This window comes from Corynebacterium argentoratense DSM 44202 (assembly GCF_000590555.1).
GTDB classification, from domain to species: domain Bacteria; phylum Actinomycetota; class Actinomycetes; order Mycobacteriales; family Mycobacteriaceae; genus Corynebacterium; species Corynebacterium argentoratense.
Genome location: NC_022198.1, coordinates 1,202,694 through 1,227,427 on the forward strand (window position 1 = coordinate 1,202,694; position 24,734 = coordinate 1,227,427).

20 protein-coding genes are annotated in these 24,734 nt (G+C 58.6%); 6 read left to right on the top strand and 14 right to left on the bottom strand.

Annotated features, from left to right (window positions below):
* Positions 1-17: 17 nt before the first annotated feature.
* Entirely contained in the window at positions 18-737 is a 720-nt protein-coding gene (locus CARG_RS05740; protein WP_041747539.1) for a YaaA family protein, read from the top strand.
* Here CARG_RS05740 and CARG_RS05745 read toward each other — a convergent pair.
* The 5 genes from CARG_RS05745 to CARG_RS05765 all read right to left on the bottom strand — a co-directional run bounded on the left by CARG_RS05745 (position 734) and on the right by CARG_RS05765 (position 6,143).
* The gene (locus CARG_RS05745; RefSeq protein ID WP_236620134.1) at positions 734-2,239 is read right to left on the bottom strand and encodes an MFS transporter; all 1,506 of its coding nucleotides are present in this window, start codon (positions 2,237-2,239) and stop codon (positions 734-736) included. The two genes, CARG_RS05740 and CARG_RS05745, sit on opposite strands and share 4 nt — an antisense overlap.
* Complete coding sequence (gene cobA, locus CARG_RS05750) at positions 2,232-3,002, bottom strand: uroporphyrinogen-III C-methyltransferase (protein WP_020976461.1); 771 nt, start codon at positions 3,000-3,002, stop codon at positions 2,232-2,234. Before cobA ends, CARG_RS05745 begins: the two co-directional genes overlap by 8 nt.
* A gap of 319 nt (positions 3,003-3,321) precedes the next feature.
* Entirely contained in the window at positions 3,322-4,767 is a 1,446-nt protein-coding gene (locus tag CARG_RS05755; protein ID WP_081761627.1) for a cobyrinate a,c-diamide synthase, read from the bottom strand.
* Positions 4,730-5,350, bottom strand: a complete 621-nt coding sequence (gene cobO / locus CARG_RS05760; protein ID WP_020976463.1) for a cob(I)yrinic acid a,c-diamide adenosyltransferase — start codon at positions 5,348-5,350, stop codon at positions 4,730-4,732. Before cobO ends, CARG_RS05755 begins: the two co-directional genes overlap by 38 nt.
* A gap of 73 nt (positions 5,351-5,423) precedes the next feature.
* Positions 5,424-6,143: a DedA family protein gene (locus CARG_RS05765; protein WP_041747544.1), complete on the bottom strand. Its 720-nt coding sequence runs from the start codon at positions 6,141-6,143 to the stop codon at positions 5,424-5,426.
* A 158-nt stretch (positions 6,144-6,301) separates the two neighbouring features.
* Between CARG_RS05765 and CARG_RS05770 the strand changes: the two genes are divergently transcribed.
* Positions 6,302-7,909, top strand: a complete 1,608-nt coding sequence (locus CARG_RS05770; RefSeq protein WP_020976465.1) for a peptide ABC transporter substrate-binding protein — start codon at positions 6,302-6,304, stop codon at positions 7,907-7,909.
* 42 nt (positions 7,910-7,951) lie between these two features.
* Complete coding sequence (locus CARG_RS05775; protein WP_041747031.1) at positions 7,952-9,328, top strand: LssY C-terminal domain-containing protein; 1,377 nt, start codon at positions 7,952-7,954, stop codon at positions 9,326-9,328.
* A gap of 117 nt (positions 9,329-9,445) precedes the next feature.
* On the opposite strand, the gene CARG_RS05780 is transcribed toward CARG_RS05775, so the two are convergent.
* From CARG_RS05780 to mqo, 4 genes are all read right to left on the bottom strand, one after another.
* The gene (locus CARG_RS05780) at positions 9,446-10,858 is read right to left on the bottom strand and encodes a cation:dicarboxylate symporter family transporter (protein WP_020976467.1); all 1,413 of its coding nucleotides are present in this window, start codon (positions 10,856-10,858) and stop codon (positions 9,446-9,448) included.
* A gap of 133 nt (positions 10,859-10,991) precedes the next feature.
* On the bottom strand, positions 10,992-11,744 hold the full coding sequence (locus CARG_RS05785) for a vWA domain-containing protein (protein ID WP_041747549.1): 753 nt from the start codon (positions 11,742-11,744) through the stop codon (positions 10,992-10,994).
* 25 nt (positions 11,745-11,769) lie between these two features.
* The gene (locus tag CARG_RS05790; RefSeq protein WP_020976469.1) at positions 11,770-12,831 is read right to left on the bottom strand and encodes an ATP-binding protein; all 1,062 of its coding nucleotides are present in this window, start codon (positions 12,829-12,831) and stop codon (positions 11,770-11,772) included.
* Positions 12,832-14,319, bottom strand: a complete 1,488-nt coding sequence (gene mqo, locus CARG_RS05795; RefSeq protein WP_020976470.1) for a malate dehydrogenase (quinone) — start codon at positions 14,317-14,319, stop codon at positions 12,832-12,834.
* Between the two features lie 129 nt (positions 14,320-14,448).
* Here mqo and CARG_RS05800 point away from each other — a divergent pair, with 129 nt between their 5' ends.
* From CARG_RS05800 to CARG_RS05810, 3 genes are all read left to right on the top strand, one after another.
* Complete coding sequence (locus CARG_RS05800; RefSeq protein ID WP_020976471.1) at positions 14,449-15,591, top strand: alpha/beta hydrolase; 1,143 nt, start codon at positions 14,449-14,451, stop codon at positions 15,589-15,591.
* Between the two features lie 73 nt (positions 15,592-15,664).
* On the top strand, positions 15,665-17,068 hold the full coding sequence (mtr, locus tag CARG_RS05805; protein WP_020976472.1) for a mycothione reductase: 1,404 nt from the start codon (positions 15,665-15,667) through the stop codon (positions 17,066-17,068).
* A 9-nt stretch (positions 17,069-17,077) separates the two neighbouring features.
* Positions 17,078-18,523, top strand: a complete 1,446-nt coding sequence (locus CARG_RS05810; RefSeq protein WP_020976473.1) for an MFS transporter — start codon at positions 17,078-17,080, stop codon at positions 18,521-18,523.
* Positions 18,524-18,544: 21 nt separating this feature from the next.
* Here the strand turns inward: CARG_RS05810 and CARG_RS05815 are convergent, their stop codons facing one another.
* The 5 genes from CARG_RS05815 to ispG all read right to left on the bottom strand — a co-directional run bounded on the left by CARG_RS05815 (position 18,545) and on the right by ispG (position 24,728).
* Entirely contained in the window at positions 18,545-18,922 is a 378-nt protein-coding gene (locus tag CARG_RS05815) for a hypothetical protein (protein ID WP_020976474.1), read from the bottom strand.
* A gap of 439 nt (positions 18,923-19,361) precedes the next feature.
* Positions 19,362-20,858 carry a cobyric acid synthase gene (locus CARG_RS05820; protein ID WP_020976475.1) on the bottom strand — a complete coding sequence of 499 codons (1,497 nt, stop codon included), beginning with the start codon at positions 20,856-20,858 and terminating at the stop codon, positions 19,362-19,364.
* A 1-nt stretch (position 20,859) separates the two neighbouring features.
* Positions 20,860-21,723 carry a type I methionyl aminopeptidase gene (map, locus tag CARG_RS05825; RefSeq protein WP_020976476.1) on the bottom strand — a complete coding sequence of 288 codons (864 nt, stop codon included), beginning with the start codon at positions 21,721-21,723 and terminating at the stop codon, positions 20,860-20,862.
* Positions 21,724-21,754: 31 nt separating this feature from the next.
* Positions 21,755-23,566 carry a penicillin-binding transpeptidase domain-containing protein gene (locus tag CARG_RS05830; RefSeq protein ID WP_020976477.1) on the bottom strand — a complete coding sequence of 604 codons (1,812 nt, stop codon included), beginning with the start codon at positions 23,564-23,566 and terminating at the stop codon, positions 21,755-21,757.
* A gap of 1 nt (position 23,567) precedes the next feature.
* Positions 23,568-24,728, bottom strand: coding sequence for a flavodoxin-dependent (E)-4-hydroxy-3-methylbut-2-enyl-diphosphate synthase (gene ispG, locus CARG_RS05835; RefSeq protein WP_041747036.1), 1,161 nt, complete (start codon positions 24,726-24,728; stop codon positions 23,568-23,570).
* Between the last annotated feature and the right edge of the window lie 6 nt (positions 24,729-24,734).

The following is a 24,734-nucleotide window of genomic DNA, read 5'->3' on the forward strand; positions in this document are numbered from 1 at the left end:
GTAGCTATGCTACCCGTATGTTGATTGTGTTACCTCCTTCGGAGACCAAAGCTTTCGGCGGGGATGCTTCGCTCGGCCCCCTCGACATGGATCGTTTGAGTTTCCCCAGCTTGAACGCCCCGCGCCAAGGTATCGCTGAAGCCCTAGTGGCAGCCTCCGCCGACATAGACGAGGCGTTGGCGATGCTGAAGGTTAAAAACCCCGCGGAAGTCGAAGCCAACCGTGCGTTGTTTGTCTCCCCCACGATGCCGGCGATTACGCGCTACACAGGCGTGTTGTATGACGCTTTGGACGCGGCGTCGTTACATGAACAGTGCTTAAGCCGCCTGGCGATTGGTTCCGCCCTGTTTGGCGTAGTGGGTGCGGCTGATCATATCCCCCATTACCGCTTGTCTGGTGGCACGAAGTTGGGTGGCAAGACGATGAAGGCGTGGTGGGGCAAGGCGATCACGCAGGCGCTCGAACCTGTGCATGAGCAAGGACTCTTGCTGGATATGCGTTCTGGCGCGTACCAGTCACTTGGTCCGGTCAAGGGGGCCGCGACCGTGCGGGTGGAGACCACCGAGGGCAAGGTTGTCAGCCACTTCAACAAGCATTACAAGGGCGAATTGGCGCGGGCGTTGGCCTTGCATCAGCAAGAGGCCGAAACACTTGATGACGTCGCGGGGGTTGCTGCCGCCGCCGGCTTTGAGGTGCGCGTTGATGGCCAGCTGTTGACCATGGTGGTTGATCGTTAGTCCTCAGCGGGGGCTGATTGGGCGGCTTTTTCGGCCTTTTTCCCCTCGGCGATGTCTGCCGGGGTGAAGCGCACGAGGGTGATGGAGATAAGCACGATGGCTGCGGCGAGCACGGCGCAGATGAGCAACGAGTTGGTGTAGCCTGCTCCGAATGCCGCTTTTTGTGCCTGGGTGAGGGCCTCGCGGTTAATACTGTCGAATGCTGGGCCCAAGATGCTGCGTGTTTTCATTTCGGCGGCGGCCATCACCGCTGCGAGTCCTAGAGGGCCGCCGAGCGTTTGGGACACCAGGGATGTGGCGGTTAGCGGCCCCACGGTTTGGGGTCGTGCGCCGGCGACCACGGATAGGGTGAGTGGGATGAGCACGATTCCGACGCCGATACCGATGACGAGGATCGGCATAAGTAGGTCGGGCCAGTAGCGGGTGTGCTCGTCTAGACCGGATCCGAAGATGAAGCCGCCGACGAGGATCAGTCCACCGGCAGCGGCAATCCACCGGGGGGCGACGCTTTCGGCCAGTTTGGAGGCGATGGCGGAGCCTGTGCCCAGTGCGAAAGCAAAGGGGATGAACGCCAGGCCGGCACGCAAGGGCCCGTATCCGAGGACCTCCTGAACGAAAAGTGCCACTTGCACGGTCATGGCCATCAGTAGTGCGCCTGCGAGGATGAGGCAGACGAAGACGGCTGCGCGGGAACGGTGCCGGAACATTCCCAATGGGAGCACGGGGTTGGTTGCCACGCGTTGGGTTTGGAAGAACCACAGAAGCACCAGGGCCCCTGCGAACAGGGCGATGACGATGGTGGGGCTGAGTCCGCTGCCCGCTTCTGCAAGACCAAAAACGAGCAGTGTGGATGCTGACGTCGCGAGTATTGCGCCGCGCACGTCAAGGCTCAGGCGTTCATGTGGGGGCGTTGCTGTGAGTACTGCGGCACCGGCGAAGAGGATGAACGCTCCGATGGGCACGTTGATCAAGAAGATCCAGCGCCAGCTCGCTTCGGTTAAGGCACCTCCGATGACCAGGCCTAGTACCGAGCCGAGGCCTGTCATCATTGCGAACACTGAGAAGGCTTTGTTTCGGGGTTTTCCTGGGGGAAAGGTCACGACGATGAGTGCCATTGCGGTCGGTGAGGCAACCGCCGCGCCGATGCCTTGAATGACTCGGGCGGCGAGCAGCACACCTGGTGTCGTGGCCAAACCACAAGTAAGTGACGCCACGGTGAATAGTCCGACGCCGGTGAGGAAGGCCCTCTTCCGCCCAAAGACGTCGCCTAGTCTGCCGCCAAGTAACAGTAGACCGCCGTATGCCAGGGCGTAGCTTGTCACAACCCAAGATCGCAGGTTGTCGTTAAGGCCGAGTTCGACCTGAATGCGGACCAGTGCCAGGTTGACGACGGTGCCGTCCAGCACAACCATTAGTTGCAGGGCGCTTAAGACTGCGAGTGCCCATCCGAGAGACCCCTGGGCGTTGGGAATGCCGAAGGTACGGGGTGTTCGCTTATCCACCTGCGCCGCCTGTGGCCTCGAGCCCCGCGACGTCACCAACGATGATGACCGCCGGTGGTGCGATGTGATTGTCGGCAATTGAGCGCCCGAGCTGGCTCAAGGTGGTGCGCACTCCGCGTTCACCGTCTGTGGAGCCTTCTTGGATCACGGCTGCGGGAGTGTTCGGATCCATCCCGTGGCCGATCAGTGCGTCTGCGATGGCGGGGCCGTTTTTCACGCCCATGATGATCGCGAGCGTGCCCCCGGTTGCGGCTAGCGCTTCCCAATTGTTCAGGGATTGTGGGTGCCCCGGGGGCAGATGGCCGGAGATAACGGTGAAATTATGGACGACGCCGCGCATGCTCACCGGGATGCCGAACAGTGCGGGAACTGAGATGGCGGAGGTGACACCGGGGATGACCTCGACTGCGATGCCTTCGGCGGCGCATGCTTGGAGTTCCTCGAATCCGCGGCCGAATACGTAGGGGTCTCCCCCTTTGAGCCTGGCTACGGTGCGGCCGGCCCGGGCGTTATCAACGATGTAGGCGTTGATTTTTTCCTGGGCGACTTGTTTTCCGTAGGGCAGTTTGGATGCGTCGATGATGGTTTTTGTGGCCACGTCGCATAGTTTGTCGAGTTCAGCCGTGGGCCCTAGATGGTCGGCGATGATGACGTCCGCTGCTTGCAGTCGGTGCATGCCTCGTACGGTGATCAGGTCCCAAGCGCCGGGGCCTCCACCGATGAGGCTGACGGGTGGGGTGGGTGCGCTTGGGGTGGAGCTCATGGGTGTAAATCCTAGCGCCTAGCCTAAGTGGTGCCCAATGGGACCGATGGGGTTGTTCGCGGGTGTGTCTTTTGGTGGGCGCCTGCTACGCAAAATTCGACTAAACCGAACCCGAGCAAAAAGGCCCTTTTCGCGCCTTCCTGATTGTAGAGCAACCCGATGTTCGCGACCGCAGAAAAGATCCCAACCAATGGGAATGTTAACGCCAGATAAAAAAAGAAGGAGTATAAGTGAATCTTCAAGGTCAGTACCAGGGAAGACCCCTCCAGTCAGTTCAAGCGGCCAGAATAGGGCGATCGCAGGCGGCCAACGACTAGTATTACATCGCTTGCACGAACCTTGACACCGCCTGCGGCGCCGACGCCGGGTGCACATGCAGATAACTGGCGTGAATATTGCCGGCAACAAAACCCTCTTGCTTGGGCCCATGCCAGCCCTTCCACCCCCAGGCCGGGCCGAAACCTTCCGCTTGTTCACTGGTGAGGGCCGTGTGGTGGAACTCATGTCCGGTTACCCGCTCCCCTGTCCGGTACAACAGGCTGTCGCTTAAAGCCACAGCCTCCCGGTAGCCCAGGGTAAGCCGGCGCCCCATTGCCGCGTGCGTGGGGATCAACCCAAGCATGGGGTGGGCGTCCAAGGTTTCGAGCAGCCACAGCAAACCAGCGCACTCGCCATGTATCGGCGCACCCGAGGCAGCCAACGCACGAATATCTTCACGAAGATCTGCGCGCCCAGCTAGTTGCTCCACGTGCTCTTCCGGGAAGCCACCAGGGATTATCAACCCATCGCACTCCGGCAGCGGGTCATTCAGCGGATCAAAATCGACCACTGTGGCACCGGCAGCGCGCAACAATTCCCGATGCTCCGCATAAGCGAAGGTAAACGCCGGCCCACCGGCCACAGCAACGCGTTTGCCACTGGCAGCTGGCCTGGGGCCGACAGATCCAGCAGGCGCGGCGTCATCACTCTCTGAGATGGCAGCTGCAGGATCCCACGCCTGGCCCTGATAGCCACAGCGCGCCAAGGCAACAACAGCATCCAAGTCGACGTGGGCTTCCACAAGGTCGGCCATTCGGGTAATGACGTCGAGGGTCTCACAGTTTTCCGCAGCTGTGACCAAACCCAAATGGCGGCTGGGCACGTCCACATTCATACGGGGAACAGAACCCACCACCGGAACGCCAACAGCTTCAATTGCTTCCCGACACACTTGGTCATGCCTATCAGTACCGGCACGATTGAGAATGACACCGGCGATCCGTATGCCTTCGGCGGCGCAAAAACCACGCACCAAGGCGCCGGCGGACTGGCTCATCCCACGTACATCGACCACCAAAATAACTGGCATATCCAGCAACTGGGCAACCTGAGCAGTGGAACCAGGCGCGCACATCGGATCCGCCCCCAGGGCGATGCGGCCGTCAAAAAGCCCCATCACGCCCTCCACTACCGAAATATCGCACCCCTTTGATCCATGAGCATACAGCGGTCCGATGAGCTGTTCGCCGCACATGACGGAATCCAAATTGCGGCCGGGCCTACCCGCAGCAACACCGTGGTAACCAGGGTCGATGTAATCAGGGCCGACCTTAAAGGGTGCGACCTCCATGCGGCGTGACAAGGCCGCGATCAACCCAGTAGCAATAGTGGTTTTGCCAGTGCCCGATGCAGGAGCCGCGATCACGACACCCGGGACTGCTCGAGGGGTGGAAGGAGCTAACACGTTCCTACCACTCAATACCCTTTTGACCTTTGCGCCCCACATCCATCGGGTGCTTAATCTTGGTCATCTCCGTGACCAAGTCCGCGACCTCAATTAGCTTGGGGTGGGCGTCGCGGCCAGTCATCACCACGTGCTGCGTGCCGGGGCGTGTGCGCAGGACCTCCGCGACGTCATCAATATCAATCCATCCCCATTTGATCGGGTAGGTGAACTCGTCGAGCACATAAAACTCGTGGGTTTCGGCCGCCAATCGCCGCTTGATCTCAGCCCAGCCATCAGCAGCATCGCGTGCATGGTCCTCCTCCGAACCAGCCTTCTTGGCCCACGACCAACCCTCCCCCATCTTGTGCCACTCAACAGCACCGCCCTCGCCGGTGTCCTCATGCAACTGGCCGAGACGCTTAAAGACCGCTTCCTCGCCAACCTTCCACTTCGCAGACTTCACGAACTGGAAAACCCCCACGTTCATGCCCTGATTCCACGCACGCATGGCCATACCAAAGGCCGCCGTGGACTTCCCCTTGCCCGGACCTGTATGTACTGCGGTGATCGGCAGCATGCGGCGCTGGCGGGTGGTCAGGCCGTCGTCGGGGATGGAGGCTGGATCGAGTTTTCCTTTGGGCATGGTCTACAGAGTCTAGATCACATCACCGGCGATATCACAGACTCCCACAAACTCGCCCAGACTGATAACAGCCCTAGGCAGCCTTCTGCTTCGACTGCTTGCGGAAGATGCCCACGAAAACGAAAACCATCAGGGCAATCACCACATAGTTCGCGAACTTCGCATACACCTCGAGTACCTCCTGGGCAGGTTCGCCAAGGCTATGGCCGAGGTAGTAGAACGGCACCATCCACAGGGTCGCGGCGATGAAGTCCAAAATCAGGAAGGTGCGAAGCTTCATCCCCTCGGCGCCAGCGAGGATGAATACCACCAGGCCAATCGGCAGCGGGATCGGAAGGTAGGACAAAGCGAAACCCCACGGGCCGATTTTTTTGGCGATACGCTCCACCTTCGTCACGTTGCGGGCAGCACGCTTGGACTGTTCGGCATACATGTCTAAGTAGCCGCGCCCCCACAACGAGCCCGCCCACCAATACAAGGCGTGGAACTTGATGCGGGCAATACCTCCCAGCAAGATCGGCCACACAAAAGGCAATGCGGCTCCAACACCGTTGACTACTCCGAGGGCAGTGACAAGTGTGTTCGAGCCGAGCAGCGCAACACCCCAGGGGTACCGTGCCTGATCGGCCAGCGCCCACGCCCGAATCGGTAGTAGCAGCAGCGAGATAACGAAGACGATGCCGAACAGAGACAGGCACCAGATATCTGCCTTGCCGGGCTTATCTTTCCACGGCATACCCGGGGCCTGCCACCATTCCTGCTCTTCTTGCTGAACTTCGCTCTCATCACTCACCTGGTTGACAGTAGCAAAAGCTATAAACCCCCGCCGCAGCAGTAACACTACCCCCACCACCCCGATATTATGTCCCATGTCACAACATCAGCTAATCTGAGTCGCAACGCACCCTGAGTGCTCCCCTCTGACAACAATCGAAGAAAGGTTCCCGCTCTATGCACAACACCACCTCCAGCCCGGCGCGTACGCACCGCGGCGTCATCAAGAAGACGGCAGCGCTTCTTGCCGCCAGCGCCCTCACGTTCGGCTTAGCCGCCTGCAGCAGCGATGACAGCGGCAATGCCATCGTTTACGTCAACGGCACCGAGCCACAGCGCCTGCTGATCCCCGGCGATACCAGTGAAAACGGCGGCGGTCGCATCGTCGACATGTTGTACTCCGGTCTCGTGTACTACGACGCTAACGGCATTGTGCACAACGAGCTAGCGGAATCCATCGATCTTGAGGGCGACAAGACCTACAAGGTCACCCTCAAACCCGACAAGAAGTTCGCTGACGGCACCCCCGTGAAAGCCAGCAACTTCGTCGATGCATGGAACCATGTGGTCGCTAACGACCAAATGACCGAAAGCTTCTTTGCCCCCATCGAAGGCTACTCCGAGGATGCAACCGAGCTCAGCGGCTTGAAGGTGCTTGACGACCGTACGTTCACCATCACGCTCAATCAGCCGGAGGCTGACTTCCCGACGCGTCTTGGCTACAACGCATTCTTCCCGCTGCCCGATAACGCATACGACGACGAAGAGGCCTTCGGGCGCAACCCCAACGGCAATGGTCCTTACAAGCTCGAGGCATGGGACGGCTCCCAATCGATCTCGCTGGTGCCTAACGAAAACTACGACGGGCCCCGCAAGCCGAAAAATGACGGTGTGATGTTCACCTTCTATGCGCGTCCTGACGCCGCGTATGCCGACCTGTTGTCGGACAACCTTGACGTCCTGGACGCTATTCCTACTGGCTCGCTAGCCAACTACCAAGACGAGCTTCCTGGACGTAGCGTGAGCCAACCGGTTGCCGCCTATCAAGAGCTGAGCTTGCCAGAACGTGAAGCCCACTTCGCTGGTGAGGAAGGCCGCCTGCGTCGCAAGGCTCTGTCGATGTCGATTGACCGCGATTCGATTACAAACAAGCTGTTCTACGGTACTCGTACCCCGGCCAGGGACTTCACCTCCCCTGTCATTGACGGTTACAACCCGAATCTCAAGGGCAACGAGGTACTGATGTACAACCCGGAGGAAGCCAAGAAGCTGTGGGCGCAGGCAGATGCTATCAGCCCGTACGACGGCACCCTTGAGATCGCGTACGACGTCGATGGTGGTCACCAGGAGTGGGTTGATGCTGTCGCCAACCAGATTCGCAACAACCTTGGCATTGAGGCAGTCGGCCACCCCTACCCTGATTTCAAGTCGTACCGTAACGACATCAAGTCCAAGACGATCAAGGGTGCGTTCCGCACTGGCTGGTTCGCTGACTACCCCGGCCTGGGCAACTTCCTGGTGCCAAACTTCGTGTCGACGTCTTCATCTAATGACTCCGGCTACAACAATCCGGAATTCGATGCGCTGATGACGAAGGCGGCTGGACAGCCGACCCCGGAGGAATCTAACAAGCTCTACAACGAAGGCCAGGAAATCATGCTCCAAGATCTACCTGCGATCCCGTTGTGGTACCCCAACGTTGTCGGTGGGTGGTCAAACAATGTCGACAACGTGACGTTCAACTGGAAGTCGCTGCCTGAGTACTACGCGATTACCAAAAACTAACAGGCTAACTGTCCTGGGCGGGCGTGGGTCATACTTATAACCATGACCCACGTAGAGCCCCCACCACCGGGCGATTCATTGTACCCGGTGCCAACTGCTCCACCCACGTATCATTTGGAGCAACAGAGGCGACCGAAAAGTCACGGTCGCCTCTATTCTCTTCTGGATGGCGCGTTCGTTGCCGTTGGGTTAATACTGACCTTCTACTTCGCTTTCGCTCTATTGACCTCCGGGCTGAGCTTCAGTTGGCACGGCATTACTCTGCTTGTCGCGTTCTGGGGTGTTCTGGCGTATGTAGCGTTGCCGCGTTTGCACCAGTTACTCACCACGTTCTATCTACCGGATTACTTCCTTGCACGGACTAAGACGGGTGACGGCCTGCTAGGAGATCCAGTTAACCTTGCGATTATGGGCTCAGAGGAAGACGTCCATTATGCGATGCGAGCCGCCGGCTGGATTCAGGCTGACCCGATTACGCTTCGCAGTTCTTTGGGCATCATTAAGTCCTCCCTCATGAAGACGTCCTATCCTGAGGCACCAGTATCCAACTTGTATCTCTTTGAACGCACACAGAACTTCGCTTACCAACAAGAAGTCGATGGTAATGCCGCACAGCGTCACCACGTTCGCTTCTGGAAGGCTCCAGAAGGCTGGGAGTTACCTGGTGGGCAATCGGTCGACTGGATGGCGGCCGGCACTTATGACGTGCGGGTTGGTCTATCGAGTTGGACCCTACAAATCACCCACAAGATCGATGCAAACATCGATGCTGAGCGCGACTACATCATCGATACTGTCCGGTATTGCGATCCCGCCACCCGCGTAGATATTCTTCCGCGCTTTACTCCTGCATTCCACGACAAAAACGGCGGTGGCGACGCGGTGCACACCGATGGCAACATGCCAATTCTCGACCTGCGAGGAGCCGCACAACGCTCGAACCAAGCACAGGTGCGTGAGCATACTGCCATGCCGTCTGTTGTTCTGCCTCAAACAGAACAACAGCTCGATAAGGAGCTGCCACCCAAAGGCCTTGCTATGGCTGGCTTGCTTATCGCGATTAAGTCCGTTCTAGCCCTGGGCGCAATCGGAGTTGCAGCTTTTGGAACCCACAGCCTCACTGCGATCGATAATGTGCCAGTGTTTGCTGCCACGGCGTTCACCCTTGAGGTTGCCTTCACGGCCCTCATGCTGCTGGCGTGGTGGAGCACGGTACGAAAAAGCAAGGTAGCGCGCCTGCTTCTGCTCGTCGTTGTGCTGTTTACTGCAGCTGTCGAGTTCAGCGGGATCAGTCTATCCACGCACCCGTCCTTGCTCACTTTTAGCAATACCGGTCTGACGCTGCTGATACTGCTGTCTCTCACTGCCCCCGAGGTCCGTCAGTGGGTTAGTTCGCAACATCAATCCGCATCCAATTGATGATCTGTATAGAGGAGTCAACACCGGTTGGGACTAACCCTTAAAAGTTCTCACCGCAGCGTAAAGCCCGGAGCCCACTGTGTGGATTCCGGGCTTGCCCTTAATGCGACTCTAGAGTCAGTGCTTGTAGTTATCCAGATTTATCTGCGGGGTTGGTTGCAGATCACGGTGGGCAGGGTTGTTCACCGTGGGCATGTGCAGGTCGACGGTGCTGTCATCATCACCCTCAACGTACGGAAGTTCACCATTAAGAACCTTGTGCACGCGATCGGTATCAATCGTGTGGGTCCACTTGCCAACCAGCAAGGTAGCAACCGCATTGCCGGAGAAGTTTGTCAATGCGCGCGCCTCAGACATAAATCGGTCAATACCAACAATCACGCCGACACCGTCAAGAAGCTCTGGGCGGTGCGACTGCAGACCAGCTGCCAAGGTGGCGATGCCTGCACCAGAGACACCTGCAGCTCCCTTGGATGCGATGATCATGAAGAGCAACAGACCAATCTGCTCTTTCATGTTCATCGGCTGATTCATCGCGTCAGAAATGAAGATGGCCGCCATGGTGAGGTAGATAGCAGTGCCGTCGAGGTTGAAGGAGTATCCGGTGGGAACAACAATGCCGACCGTTGACTTACCAACACCTGCGTGCTCCATTTTGCGCATAAGGTTCGGCAACGCCGACTCGGAAGAACTGGTAGCAACGATCAAAAGGTACTCGCGGCCCAGGTACTTCGCGAGTTTGAAGATATTGAATCCGCCAAAAACCTTGAGCACCAGCCCAAGGACGCCAAAGACGAAGATCACACACGTGATGTAGAAGGCCAGCATCAAGATTGCGAGCTGTTTAACAGCTTCAATACCGGTTGCACCAACCACACCTGCAATCGCGCCGAAAGCGCCAATAGGTGCGAGCCACAGCACCATCACCAAAATCTTAAACACGAGCTTCTGCAGGTGAGCGATGGCTCCTAGGATGGGTTCGCCGGCTTTACCCATGCTCTGCACTGCGAAACCAACCAAGAGTGCTACGAACAAGGTCTGCAAAACAGAACCGGAAATCAGCGAGGAAAACAGAGTTTCTGGGATGATCGACTGGATGAAACCGATGGTGCCCCCGCCGTGTTCTGCCTTAGCTGCAAAATCCGCACCGGCGGTCTTTGTCGCTTCAATATTGAGGCCATCGCCAGGCTCGATGAGGTTGCCAACGATCAAGCCGATCGCAAGTGCGAAGGTCGACATGGTGATGAAGTAGCCCAAGGCCATGCCGCCGGCTTTACCCACCGAAGCTGCAGCGCGAACCGAGCCGATTCCCAGCACGATGGTGCAGAAAATAACCGGTGAAATCATCATCTTGATGAGCTTGACGAACATGGTTCCAACGACCTTGAAACCTGCTGCTGTCTCTGGCGCGATAAGGCCAAAAGCTATACCCGCGATAACCGCGACGATAACCCCGATGTACAGCCAGTGGGTGTTGTCTTTTTTCCGTTTAGGCTCTGGAATTTGTGGTGTATGTGCTACGTCGGCCATCGAACGTCCCTTGAAAATAGGCTGTTTATGTACCTTCTTATCCAAGCAGCGTAAGCCGGATCACAACAAATTACCCGGGGAATTATTACCCCTAAATGTGGGTAGTAGAGATTTTTCTCACAGCTTAAATGTGCTAAATGCCAATAACGCTGGCGACCGTATCGGCATTCAATTCATCTAGCCGTACCCACGCAGCACCCAAGCCTTGAGCGAGTTCCTTTGCAAGCCCTAGCTGTACGCGTCCGCGTTCGCAATCGATGACCACATTAGCGCTCAAGCCCCGTCGCGCAATGGCCTCGGCTGCCAGACGCACGCCTTTGATACCCGCCGCCCCCGTCGCGCGTCCGTCCGAGAGAACCACCATGATCGCCCTCCGAGAGGGCTCTTTTCGTGCTTGACGCTCAATGAGGTCCTGCGCCATTACAAGACCTTCTGCCAGGGGAGTTCGGCCGCCCGTAGGTGCGCCCTCCATTCTTTTGACGGCGACCTCTACGGAACCCGTGGGTGGGAGCAACACCTCGGGCTGTGCACCGCGAACCGAAACAACAGCAACTTTATCACGGCGGCGATAAGCGTCTTGAAGCATCGATACGACGGCTCCCGAGACCGCAGACAGCCTATCGCGTGCAGCCATCGAGCCAGAGGCATCCACGACAAAGACGATGAGGTTCGATTCCATACCCCGACGAAGTGATCCTCGAAGATCTTCAGGGCGGAAGTCGACCAACTGTCCACCGGGGATGGATTTGAAGCCGGCACCGCGCTCTGCCGCCGCCATCACAGTGCCTTGCAGGTTAAGCCCGCGTCCGTGGACGATAGCGCGCACATCAGCGCCGCTGGAAGAATATGCCTTGGACCTGCGCCCCGATGGGGTGTCTTGTTGCAAAGACGAGCGTTTAAAACGCAACAGCCTAGGGGCGAAAGGGGGCGCCCGAATCGGCGCGACCTACCTTTCCGCCATCATCGGAATCGGTTGGTTCATCGAGCTGGTCAGGCTGCGGCGGAGTATCGGGGAGTTCAGCATCACCGTCAGATGGTGCGGGCTGCTGATCATCCTCAGACAACGGGCTGTTGTTGTGAGCTTCTTCCAAGGCATCTTCGAGCTGCTGCTGATCGAGGCCAGGTTCATCGAAGGGGTTACGCCGACGCCTGTGTGGTAGGGCCAACTCGGCAGCAACCTTGATGTCTTCCTCCCCCACCTGCGTAGCTCCGCGCCATGCCGCATGGGCGGTGGCGGCGCGGGCAATCACAAGATCCGCGCGCATGCCATCGACATCAAAAGCGGCACACACGCTGGCAATCTGCTCCAGCCCTGCGTCCGAGAGCACCACGTCGCCAACGGTTAAACGAGCAGCCTGAAGCTGCTCAGCCAACGCGATTTCTTCTTCTCGATGCTGGGCAACAAAGGCAGCCGGGTCCGCTTCGAAGGCTAGGCGCCTGCGCATAATTTCTGCACGCACAGGTACTTCGCGCGACGCCACCACGTCCACAGCGAGTCCAAAACGGTCAAGAAGTTGAGGGCGCAACTCCCCTTCCTCTGGATTCATCGAACCCACGAGGACGAAACGTGCCGGGGTGGTGTGAGACAATCCGTCACGTTCCACGGTGACCTGGCCGGTAGCCGCGGCGTCAAGAAGGGCATCAACTAGATGATCTGCGAGCAGATTGACCTCGTCAACATACAAAATCCCCCCGTGTGCCTGAGCCAACAGTCCAGGCTTGTACTCAGCCCGCCCTGTGGTCAGCACGGTTTCCATATCAAGCGAACCGACGACACGGTCCTCGGTGGCTCCGATAGGAAGATTAACCAGGGGCCCGTCAATAATATCGGCAAAGCCCCTGATTGTGGTCGTTTTCGCCGTGCCCTTTTCACCACGGACGAGCACCCCTCCAATAGCAGGGTTGATCATGTTCAAGATCAGCGCCAAACGCAAGCGTTCTTGGCCTACGACCGCGGTAAAAGGGTACTGCACTTACTTCTCCAGCTTGAGGGTCTTCTGGGTGTACTCCCAGACCTCGTTGAACAACTTCGGATCAGTTGCAAGCTTTACGCCGTAGGAGGGCACCATTTCCTTGATGCGCGGGCCCCACTCCACCATCTTCTGGCCGAAGCAGCGCTCGAGCACCTCGAGCATAGCGTAAGGCGCGATGGAGGCTCCCGGGGAAGCACCCAGCAAACCAGCGATCGTACCCTCGGTGTTGTTGATCAGCGCGGTGCCGAACTCCAGAGAACCGAAACGGGGGCCAACGATCGGCTTGATCACCTGAACACGCTGGCCAGCGGTGACAAGCTCCCAGTCCTCGTCGCGAGCCTCCGGGTAGTACTCACGCAAGCTTTCCATGCGAGCAGACTGGTCCTTCAGCAGCTCCTGAACCAAGTACTTGGTCAGGCCCATCTCCTGGACACCCACAGCCAACATGGACATCACGTTGGTGGGGCGCAAAGACTTCGGCAGGTCGAACCACGAACCATGCTTGAGGAACTTCGGCGTCCAGCCAGCGTAGGGGCCAAACAGCAGGCCAGTCTCTCCGTCGATCACGCGAGTATCGAGGTGCGGAACAGACATCGGAGGAGCGCCGACAGAAGCCTTGCCGTACACCTTTGCGTGGTGCTGCTTGATGACTTCTTCGTTGGTGCAGCGCAGCCATTCGCCAGAGACCGGGAATCCGCCGTAGCCGCGAATCTCGGGGATACCGGACTTCTGCAGCAGAGGCAGAGCCATGCCGCCGGCGCCAATGAAGACGAAGTTAGCCACGGTGGTGGAGACGTCACCGGTGTGCACGTTCTTGGTGGTGATCTTCCACTTGGAACCCTGAGGCGTGACGTTGGTGACCTCGTGGCCATAGCGGATCTCGGTGCCGGACTTCACTGCGCCTGCCAGGAACTGCTTGGTCAGCGCACCGTAGTTGATGTCGGTGCCGACCTCTGTCCAGGAAATAGCGACGCCTTCGGAGAAGTCACGTCCCGTACCCATCAGCGGAAGGAACTCGCTGAACTTGTCAGGATCCTCGGTGTATTCCATACCTGGGAACAAGGGGTGCTTGCTCAGTGTCTCATAGCGCTTCTTCAGGTATTCGACTTGGTCCGCGCCGTGGCCGAAGGACACGTGGGGAACCTGGTTGATGAAGTCTCGGGCGTCAGACAGAACGCCTTGCTCCAGCTGGTTTGCTAGGAACTGGCGTGCAACCTGGAACTTCTCGTTGACTGCGATTGCTTTGGCGGTTTGAACCTTGCCCGCAACCTCCGGGGTGTAGTTGAGCTCACAGAGCGCGGAGTGGCCGGTGCCGGCGTTGTTCCACGGGGAGGAGGACTCTTCGGCGGGTGCGTCGAGACGTTCGAAAACGACCTGCGACCAGGTGGGCTCGAGTTGCTTCAGCATAGCGCCGAGCGTTGCGCTCATAATGCCGGCGCCGATGAGGGCGACGTCGACCTCTGCTGTTTGTGTTTGCGTGGTAGCCACTGCCTTGATGCTTCCTTCCTAGAAATGCTCGTGCTGTAGACAAATAGCTTACGCCCCGGGGGATGTTTTTCGGGCTTTAGGGTCACGTAGCTTCCTCTAGATGTGGGGTTTTGTGCCTAAGCTAGAGCCATGTTCAACCCCATGCGCTCCCCCATTATTTTTTCTAATGACGCCACCCCTGCCGCACGACGCAGCTATGGTTCCACGTCTCACCCGCATGTCACACCCCTTTTTGAAGGTGCGTTTGAACCGGACATGTTGGGCGAGGGCTACGAGCGTTGCACCATTGATCTAGGTGTCGATCCAGACGGGGAGACCGACATTGTGGCGACGGTGGTTCGCCACCTCCATCAGGGGGGAAACGATAGCGACACCTCCGCTTCTTCGGATGTACAGCCTTCCCCCCACTCTGCGGTGTTGTACGTCCACGGGATGACCGATTACTTCTTTCAAACGCACGTCGCTGAATTCTTCGGCAACCACGGATACGATTTCTACGCCGTTGATTTGAGGAAGTGCGGACGTTCGTGGCGTGCAGGGCAACGATGGCACCACATCACCGACCTGTCTTTCTACGATGTGGAACTGGATGCCGTCGCTGACTACCTGCTTTCACACGACGGCGGAGCCTACGACCGCGTGATAGTGATGGCGCACTCCACCGGTGGACTTATCGCTCCCCTATGGCTGCACCGCCGCGCACAGCGCCAAGGACTCGACGGTATCGAGGGCATGATTCTCAACTCTCCATGGCTAGACATGATGGTTCCCAAACCGATCGCGCGCGCACTCGACCCAGCGATTGGCCTTATCGCGAAGCTTCGCCCCGATATGCCCATGCCACCGGACAACCTCACGGCCTACGGGGAATCAATCCATAAAGATTTCAACGGTGTGTGGGATTTTGACCGCCGTTTCAAACCAGTGAAAAGCCCAGAAAAGTCGATGAGCTGGCTGTCAGCAATCTTCGTCGGGCACCGTGCGATTCGCGCTGGCCGCGGCGAGGTGAACATCCCCATACTCGTCCTGCATTCAAGTGCGTCACATATTAATAAGCCGTATTCGGAAGCCACGAACCACGCAGATTCCGTGCTTGATGTCCGAGATATTGCGCGCTGGGCCCCAGCTCTCGCAGGTCCTGAAGGAAGCGTCACCACGCGGGTTATTGAAGGTGCGCGACACGACGTCTTTTTGTCTGAGCCGACCCCACGGGCCCAAGCATTCTCAGACACCGCCGAGTGGCTGACCCAACTTCCCGCGACGACGCCGTAGCGCTTCCACGCAGCAACCTGCCGTACTGCGATGGAACAACGCCGCTTCAGAGCGCGTTGGTTAAGGTATGGATATGAACACCGAACAGGACAAGGACACCAACCCCATCCAGTACGACCTCATCATCATCGGCACCGGCTCCGGCAACTCCATCCCCGGCCCCGAATTCGATGACAAGAAGATCGCGATCGTCGAAAAAGGGGTCTTCGGCGGCACATGCCTCAACGTCGGTTGCATCCCCACCAAGATGTTCGTCTACCCGGCAGACATCGCGCGCTCAATCACCACGGCGTCAACATATGGTCTCGACGCGCAACTAAACGGCGTCGATTGGCCCTCCATCGTCCGCCGAGTATTCGATGACCGCATCGACCAGATCGCCTCCGGCGGCGAGCAATACCGCCGCGGCCCCGAAACCCCCAACATCGACGTCTACGACGGCCACGCAAGCTTCACCAGTCCACACACCGTAGCTACCAAAGACGGCGACAAGGATGTCACCATCACCGCCCCCACCATCGTGATCGCCACCGGTGCGCGCCCGCAGATTCTGCCGCAAATCGCTGACTCCGGCGTGCGCTATTACACCAACGAAGACATCCTCCGCCTGCCGGAGCTCCCCCAAACCATGGTCATTGTTGGTGGCGGTTTTATCGCAGCCGAGTTCGCCCACATTTTCAGCTCCCTGGGTGTTGACGTCACGGTGGTTAACCGCTCCAGCAACCTCCTGCGTCACATGGATAAAGACATCTCTGACCGCTTCACCGAGCTCGCAGCGCAGCGCTACAACCTGAAAACCGGTGTTGAAATTGAGACAGTGCGCGAAGCTGACGGCGTCATCACCCTAGAACTTACCGATGGAACAACCGCAGAAGGCGACGTGCTCCTGGCAGCCACCGGCCGCACCCCCAACGGTGACCAAATGAACCTCGACGCCGCGGGAATCGAGATGGACGGCAAACGCATCAAAGTCGACGAATACGGCCGCACCACCGTCGACGGCGTGTGGGCCCTGGGCGATGTGTCATCCCCCTTCCAGCTCAAGCACGTCGCCAATGCAGAGATGCGGGCCGTGAAACACAACATCCTCCACCCCGATGATCTACAGCCAATGCCGCACGACAACGTGCCCGCCGCAGTATTCTCCAACCCCCAAATCGGCACTGTGGGACTTACCGAGCAGCAAGCACTCGATGCCGGCCACAACATCACCGTCAAAGTGCAAAACTACGGCGACGTGGCTTATGGCTGGGCTATGGAAGACACCACCGGGTTCTGTAAGCTCATTGCAGACCGCCACACCGGAAAACTACTCGGGGCGCACATCATCGGCCCGCAAGCATCCAGCCTTGTGCAGCAACTCGTCACCGTCATGGCATTCGACCTGGACGTACGCGACGTCGCAACCAAACAATACTGGATCCACCCCGCACTGCCAGAGCTCATCGAAAACGCACTACTCGGACTGGAGTTTTAAAACCTAGGAATGACCGCCACCGCCAGCACACCACTAAACTCGCCACGCGAATCAATTTTTAAAGGCGCATACCTGCCCACCACCTTCGGGCTCCTCAGCGCCATCCTCACCTGTGCCTTCGAGCAAACAGCCGTAACCGCAGTGATGCCGCAAATCACCGCTGAGCTCGGCGGCACTAGTGCATATTCGCTGACGTTCGTTATCCCGCTGGCGTTCGGCATCGTCGGCATGGTGGCCGCAGGTTTAGTCACCGACACCCGAGGCGTGCGTACCTCGATGCTGCTCGGTGCGTTCATCTTCGGCCTCGGCCTCGTCATGACCGTAGTGATTCCCTCCATGGGGTGGTTTGTGGTGGCTCGAGCCATCCAAGGGTTGGGCATAGGCGCGGTGATGGTGGTCGTCTACGCCGTGATTGCCCAGGCCTACCCCAGCCACCTCAAACCCAAAGTCTTCGCCGCTTTTGCGGCCGCCTGGGTAGTGCCCTCCCTTGTCGGACCGGGTATAGCCGGCATACTCACGGAAGCCTTCAGCTGGCACTCGGTGTTCTTACTCGCCCTAGGGGTACTGATCGGTGCAGTCACGCTCCTGACGAAATCCCTAGCCAATGTCGACACCAACACAAAAGCGGACCAAGCCGCCCTCAAGGAACGCATCGAGCTTGAGCAAGCAGGCGCCGTAGCCACCAGTGAAATCCGCCCCGCGCGGGTGCGAAGCACCGGCAAATCACTGACAGCAGCAGCACTGTTAACTGCAGCAGTGGTGTGCCTCAACCTCGTCAGCCAGCTGCCCGTCGGGTGGTCACTCATCCTGTTCGTCGCCGCAATTGCCGCCGTGCTCTACTGCGTCCGGCCCCTCGTTCCCGCCAATACCCTGCGTGGCCAAGCGGGCCTACCGCGTCTGATCCTCAGCCGTGGGCTGCTAGACATGTTCTTCGCCGTCGAAATCTACCTGCCGCTGATGCTTGCACAGGCCTACCACTTGGGGCCCACGCTGACCGGCATGGGGCTCACGGCCGGCGGGCTCACGTGGTTCTTCGGTTCCACAGCTCAATCACGGATGGGTAGCCGCTTTAGCACGCCTGCTGTCATCCGGATCGGCATCGCCCTCATGGCGACTGGCGGGCTGATCGTTCTAGCTGCTGCGGGCATCGAACTCAACTGGATCGTCGCTGCCGCAGGCTGGGGGCTTTCCGCCGCCGGTATGGGGTTCGTCCACCCTCGTCTGGCCGCGAAACCCATGGAACTATGTAGCAAAGAAGAAACCGGATTCATCGGCTCCGCACTACAAGTAGCCGGCACCACTGGGATGACGCTCATGATCTCCACTGCCGGCATGATCCAAGTCATCGGCGCCCAGTACTTCCCCAACTATAAGTTCACAGCCCTGTTCGCGGCTATCCTACTGGCGGCCATCCCCATCGCCCTGCTGTGGAAACCAGGAACAAAAGAACCATAGACCCTGGGGCGGGCAAAGCAATTACCTCTCTAACGCACTGCTGAACAACGGGGCGAAAACGAACCCAAGCCCAAGGTTAATGATCGGAGCAGCCCAATAAGCATCGATCTCGGTACTGTAGCGATACAAACCAACAGCAATCAGCAATAACGCACAGACCCAGGACACCAGCGATGCACGGGGCAGCCAACGCCGCATAGGGGTAAGCAGCAACAACGCTAACCCCGAGCCAATGAAGAACATCACCAGCCATGCCAAGAGCGCCACGATAACGTGACTCGCTCCGTGGTCTATGGCTAACACTGGAAGTACACCGGTACCTGCGAAACCAATAACCAGCGGTCCAATGGCCAACACTAGTTGTTTCATCGCAACCTCCTCTTCGGCCGCGTTGAGCAAACCCTAACACTATCCGCTGCCCGTCATGCACCGCATATCATGAACTGCGGGGGTTAAACCGCCTAATGCCCTAGGGGCAGGTACAAAAAGCCGGCAGATTTCATTTCTGCTTCACTGTTTGTCCAGCTCGCGCGTAATGAAGAGTGAAATCTGCCGGTTTTTTGTACGACCGTCACTGCAGAAGGAGGCCTAGCCTCGAAGCGCGCCCCAGAAAAGCACCTATGGAAAGCACCTCACGTAAGTAAAGCAAACAACACAGCAGTGGTTTGAGTGATAAATGCGGCCCCCAACAGGCGCGCGGGCACCAGCAACACCCACATGCCCCACCGCCACCCAACGGGTAAGGCGTGGGCCCCAGCGCGAAGACCGCACTGTGTCGAGAGTGTTCGTCATCGCCACTCCTTCATAGTCGGGATCAAGCCCAAGCGATAGCGCCACACTACAGCTCTCCCAGCAATGCGTCTAGGTCCCAATGCTGCTCAATCACGTCGGCAATCAGATCTAGCTGGCGCTCCCGCTCCGCATGAAAACTCGCTGCCTCATCAATCACGTACTGCTTGCCCCGCACATCTGCCACCCACCGCAGGAACTCCTTCCGGTTGGCATCATGCTCGAGGTAGCCATGCCGGTGGGTACCGCGCAGCGAGCCCTTCGCATTCCCCTCGAAGGCAGCTCCCCCTGGCACCTCAGAGCTGTCGTGCGTCTTAATCCAGCCCGGGTCACCAGAACGCACCACGCGGCCGTGGTGGATCTCGTACGCCCCATCAGGGTGACGAATCAACGTCTTGTCCGGGTGGAAGGCGATATCTGTGTCGAACAAACCCAGGCCCTCAACCAAGCCCTCGCTGCTTTCCACAGGATCGTCAATCTCGCGGCACATCATCTGATAACCACCGCAAATGCCAAGGATTGGCTCACCCGCCGCAGCACGCTGGGCTACAGCATCAGCCAGGCCAGAATCCCTCAACCATGCCAAATCACTCACCGTGGCCTTGGAACCCGGTAGCACAAGCAGATCTGCATCCGCAACACTCGCGGCGTCATCAATCCATCGGACAGTCACACCCGGCTCGCACGCCAAGGCTTCAATGTCCGTCGCGTTGGACACCCGGGGAAGCCGGATCGCAGCAACTGTCAAACGGTTACCGCCACGCGCAGGCAAGCCCGGGCCGATGACCTGGCCCACTACCGACTGCAGCGAATCCTCCGCATCCACCCACAAGCCGTGAATAAACGGCAACACCGCCACCGTCGGCACACCCGTGAGCCGCTGCAGCTCTTCCAGGCCCGGATCCAGAATCGACTGGTCACCGCGGAACTTATTAACTACGAAACCCTTGATGCGCGCACGATCCTGGGCAGAAAGAATCTGATGCGTGCCGAACAAATGCGCCAACACTCCCCCACGATCGATATCGCCCACGACGTACACCGGCAGATCACAGGCCTCCGCGAGTCCCATGTTGGCCACGTCAGTCTCTCGAAGGTTGATCTCCGCGGGTGAACCCGCACCCTCGCAGACCACGACGTCAAAACGCCCCCGCAGGTCCTGCAAACATTCCGCAGCAACCGCGCGCAAATGGCTACGGTGCTCCACGTAGCTCTTCGCACTCACATTGCCGCGCGCGACACCCCGCACCACCAACTGGCTGGTGCGATCCGACCCGGGTTTGAGCAAAATCGGGTTGAAATCCACGCTCGGTTCCAACCCGCATGCGGCGGCTTGCAAAGCCTGCGCGCGACCGATCTCCCCACCATCCGGACACACAGCCGAATTATTCGACATGTTCTGGGCTTTGAACGGCGCCACCCTGACCCCGCGTCGAGCCAACGCCCGACACAGGCCCGCAACCACCACGGACTTACCCGCGTCCGAGGTGGTCCCGGCGATCAGCACGGCCGCGCCCAAAAGAGCCCCCGTAGAACCATCGGCCATGTTAGGCCTCGTCAGGCAGAGTCAGAATCTCGTTGCCGTCCTCGGTAATGACGATGGTGTGCTCGAACTGTGCGGTGAACTTCCCGTCACGATTGGCAACGGTCCAGCCATCGTCCCAAATGTCATACGGGAGAGCCCCCAGGTTGATCATCGGCTCAACCGTCAACGTCATGCCCGGCTCGAGAATATCGGTGTATTCAGGCGCATCGTAGTGCATCACCACCAAACCATTGTGGAACGTAGTACCGATACCATGACCAGTGAAATCACGAACGACGTTGTAGCCAAAACGCTTCGCATAGACCTCAATCACACGCCCAATCACGTTGATTTCCCGGCCCGGCTTCGCCGCGCGAATACCACGCATCGTGGCTTCCTTCGTACGCTCCACCAACAGGCGATGCTCCTCGGACACATTGCCTGCCAAGAAGGTCGCATTAGTGTCACCGTGGACCCCATTTTTGTAGGCAGTGACGTCGATGTTGACGATGTCGCCGTCCTCAATCACCGTCGAATCCGGAATGCCATGGCACACAATCTCGTTGAGGCTCACACAACACGACTTGGGAAAATCGCGGTAGCCAAGCGTGGACGGGTACGCACCGTGGTCACACATGTACTCGTGGGCAACCCGGTCAATCTCATCGGTTGTCACCCCGGGCGTCACAGCCTTACCGGCCTCCGCCAACGCGTTGGCCGCAATCTTGCTGGCCTCACGCATCTTCTCAATAACCTCAGGGGTTTGTACGAACGGCTCCCCCATAGCCTCCTGCACGGTGTCCTTCCACACGTATTCCGGACGCTCGATATGGTTCGGGACAGTGCGAATCGGAGTGGGTGTTCCAGGAGTGAGCAAACGAGTCATGCCCACCACTCTAGTACCCCCACACACTGCGCTAGTACCCTAGCTCGTCAAGCTTGACCAAGAAGTGGTCCGTTAACATCACGGCAGACTCCGACCCGCCACCGAACGGGATCAACGTAGCAAACGCGACGTCACCACGATAACCGGCAAACCACGCGTGCGAACCGCTGTGGATCTCGGCCTCACCAGTCTTACCGTGCACCTCACCGCCAGCGCGCATACCACGGGCTGTACCAGAGGTGACCACGCTACGCATCATCCGGCGCAAACCCTCAATTGCCTCCGGGCTCGGTGGATCAACCTGCTTATTGACGCCGGTGGGCTTGCCCTCCACTAAAACCGGCAACGGTGTGCGGCCTGCCGCAGCAGTCGACGCCACCAACGCCATACCAAACGGGCTGGCCAGATCCAGTCCCTGACCATAACCGGCCTCGGTACGATCCAACAGGACCTTCCCCTCCGGAACATCACCGGTGATAGTGGTCAGCCCCGGAATGTCATAGTCCAAACCCAACCCGAACTGCTGGGCAACCTCCTTCAACTGACCAGGCTGTAAGTCGGAAGAAATATCAGCGAACGTCGTGTTACACGAGGCCGCGAACGCCTGCTCCATGGGAACATTGCCGCGGGAAAAGCCGTTGTAGTTCGTCACGATGCGGCCGCCGATATTCATCGTGCCGGGGCACGGGACAATGCTGTCAGGGCTCAGGCCTTTATCCGCAATGCCGGCCGCAGCAGTAATCATCTTGAACGTCGAACCAGGCGGGAACTGGCCATTTAAGGCAATGTCTCCGTCCTCGTCGGCCTTCTTTGTCTGCGCCACAGCCAAAATCTCACCAGTCGACGGCCTGATCGCCACCATCATCGCCTTCATCTCAGGGCGAAGATCCACTGCCTCCTGAGCCGCCAACTGGATCGCGTGGTTCAAACTGACCTTCACCGCCGGCGCAGGCTGCGGGTCGTGACTATCCAGGGTCTCGATCACAGCATTGTTGGCATTAACCGCGACAATTTCCCACCCGTTGGCGCCTTCCAGCTCCTCACCAACAAGTCCGCCGACACGCGCCATGATCTCCGGCGCGAACGTCGGATCAACATTGACCATCGCGGTTTCTTCGTTCAACCGCACGCCCGGCGTATCACCTAGCGCATCACGCACAGCCGCCGCGGCATCCGATGGAACAACCGCCGCTGAATACACGCCTTTAGCGTCCGATAATGACGCCGCGAGCTCCGCTGCAGGCACATGAATATCTGCGGTCTCCAAAGCCTGTGAAATCCGGGTGGCGGTACCAGCCACGCTGGTGACCTTGTCCTTGTCCACCAGAACACGAAACTGTGTACCCGGCTGGATAATCGCCGCCCCATCGGAGCTAACCACGCTCGCCTTCGGAGCGTTAATAGCCCGCAGCTGCAAATGCTGGCCTGCCCCCAGACGCGGATACAACACGCTCGGCTGCCAACGAATCACCCACTTGCCGTCCCCACGGGTCAACACCATGCGAGAGTCATAAGAAAACTCCCTGTCCCTCGGCAGAGACCACACAACCGAAAAATCCGCCTCCGAGGATGCAACATGTGTCCCATCCGAACCGGAATTCGTGACCACGACGTCATTAATAGAAGAAGAAAACGCCTCAGCCTGCAAATCCTCGAAAGAGGAACGAATAATCGACGCGGCCTCCTCCGGCTTATCCGTCAACGCGCCCGCCGCATCAAAATCGCGTGCAGCGATCAACGCAAAAAACTGCTCCACCACCGGATCAGCGGACTTCGGCTTCGGTGTACACGCCACCGACACCACCATCACACACGCCATCACGGCGGCAAGCAGCCTACGCATGTTAATTCGTAATCTTCACCTGGGGACCACCCAAGCCCTCAACAGGCTCCATGGTCTCAGCGATCTTCATGGCCTCTTCGATCAACGTCTCCACAATCTGGGATTCCGGAACGGTTTTAATGACCTCGCCCTTGACGAAAATCTGGCCCTTGCCGTTACCAGACGCAACACCCAGGTCTGCGTCGCGGGCCTCACCCGGCCCGTTAACTACGCAGCCCATCACGGCGACGCGCAACGGCACTTCCATGCCCTCCAACCCCGCAGTAACTTCTTCCGCCAAGGTGTACACGTCCACCTGCGCGCGACCACAGGAGGGGCAAGAAACAATCTCCAACTTACGAGGACGCAGGTTCAGCGACTGCAAAATCTGGTCGCCAACCTTGACCTCCTCCTTCGGATCCGCCGACAAGGACACGCGGATGGTATCGCCGATCCCCTCGGACAGAAGCGCACCAAAAGCAACCGCCGACTTAATCGTGCCCTGGAAGGCAGGGCCAGCCTCCGTCACACCCAAGTGCAGCGGGTAGTCACACTGCGCCGCCAACTGGCGATAAGCCTCAACCATCACCACCGGGTCATTGTGCTTCACCGAAATCTTGATATCCCCAAAGCCATGCTCTTCGAACAAGCTGGCCTCCCACAACGCAGACTCAACCAAAGCCTCCGGTGTAGCCTTGCCGTACTTTTCCAACAGGCGCTTGTCCAAGGAACCAGCGTTGACACCGATGCGGATCGGAATGCCTGCGTCCCCCGCAGCCTTCGCGACCTCCTTAACACGGCCATCAAATTCCTTGATGTTGCCGGGATTGACGCGCACAGCAGCACAACCAGCATCAATAGCTGCAAAAATGTACTTCGGCTGGAAGTGAATATCCGCGATCACCGGAATCGGAGACTTCTTAGCGATCTGCGGCAAGGCCTCAGCATCGATCGTCTTAGGGCACGCCACGCGCACAATGTCGCAACCCGACGCGGTCAACTGCGCAATCTGCTGCAGCGTCGCGTTGACGTCGTGGGTCTTCGTCGTCGTCATGGACTGCACCGAAATAGGAGAATCCGACCCCACCCCCACAGAACCCACCTTCAGCTGGCGGGTCTTACGGCGTGGTGCAAGAGTAGGAAGAGGCGCCTCGGGAAGACCAAGACCAATCGGAGTAGACAAAGAAGA

Excerpts from the sequence above, each read along its gene's own strand:
- CARG_RS05740 (WP_041747539.1), top strand. The coding sequence starts at position 18 with ATGTTGATTGTGTTACCTCCTTCGGAGACCAAAGCTTTCGGCGGGGAT.
- cobA (WP_020976461.1), bottom strand. The coding sequence starts at position 3,002 with ATGAGCTCCACCCCAAGCGCACCCACCCCACCCGTCAGCCTCATCGGT.
- CARG_RS05755 (WP_081761627.1), bottom strand. The coding sequence starts at position 4,767 with ATGTGGGGCGCAAAGGTCAAAAGGGTATTGAGTGGTAGGAACGTGTTA.
- cobO (WP_020976463.1), bottom strand. The coding sequence starts at position 5,350 with ATGCCCAAAGGAAAACTCGATCCAGCCTCCATCCCCGACGACGGCCTG.
- CARG_RS05770 (WP_020976465.1), top strand. The coding sequence starts at position 6,302 with ATGCACAACACCACCTCCAGCCCGGCGCGTACGCACCGCGGCGTCATC.
- CARG_RS05775 (WP_041747031.1), top strand. The coding sequence starts at position 7,952 with ATGACCCACGTAGAGCCCCCACCACCGGGCGATTCATTGTACCCGGTG.
- CARG_RS05780 (WP_020976467.1), bottom strand. The coding sequence starts at position 10,858 with ATGGCCGACGTAGCACATACACCACAAATTCCAGAGCCTAAACGGAAA.
- CARG_RS05800 (WP_020976471.1), top strand. The coding sequence starts at position 14,449 with ATGTTCAACCCCATGCGCTCCCCCATTATTTTTTCTAATGACGCCACC.
- mtr (WP_020976472.1), top strand. The coding sequence starts at position 15,665 with ATGAACACCGAACAGGACAAGGACACCAACCCCATCCAGTACGACCTC.
- CARG_RS05810 (WP_020976473.1), top strand. The coding sequence starts at position 17,078 with ATGACCGCCACCGCCAGCACACCACTAAACTCGCCACGCGAATCAATT.
- CARG_RS05820 (WP_020976475.1), bottom strand. The coding sequence starts at position 20,858 with ATGGCCGATGGTTCTACGGGGGCTCTTTTGGGCGCGGCCGTGCTGATC.
- map (WP_020976476.1), bottom strand. The coding sequence starts at position 21,723 with ATGACTCGTTTGCTCACTCCTGGAACACCCACTCCGATTCGCACTGTC.
- CARG_RS05830 (WP_020976477.1), bottom strand. The coding sequence starts at position 23,566 with ATGCGTAGGCTGCTTGCCGCCGTGATGGCGTGTGTGATGGTGGTGTCG.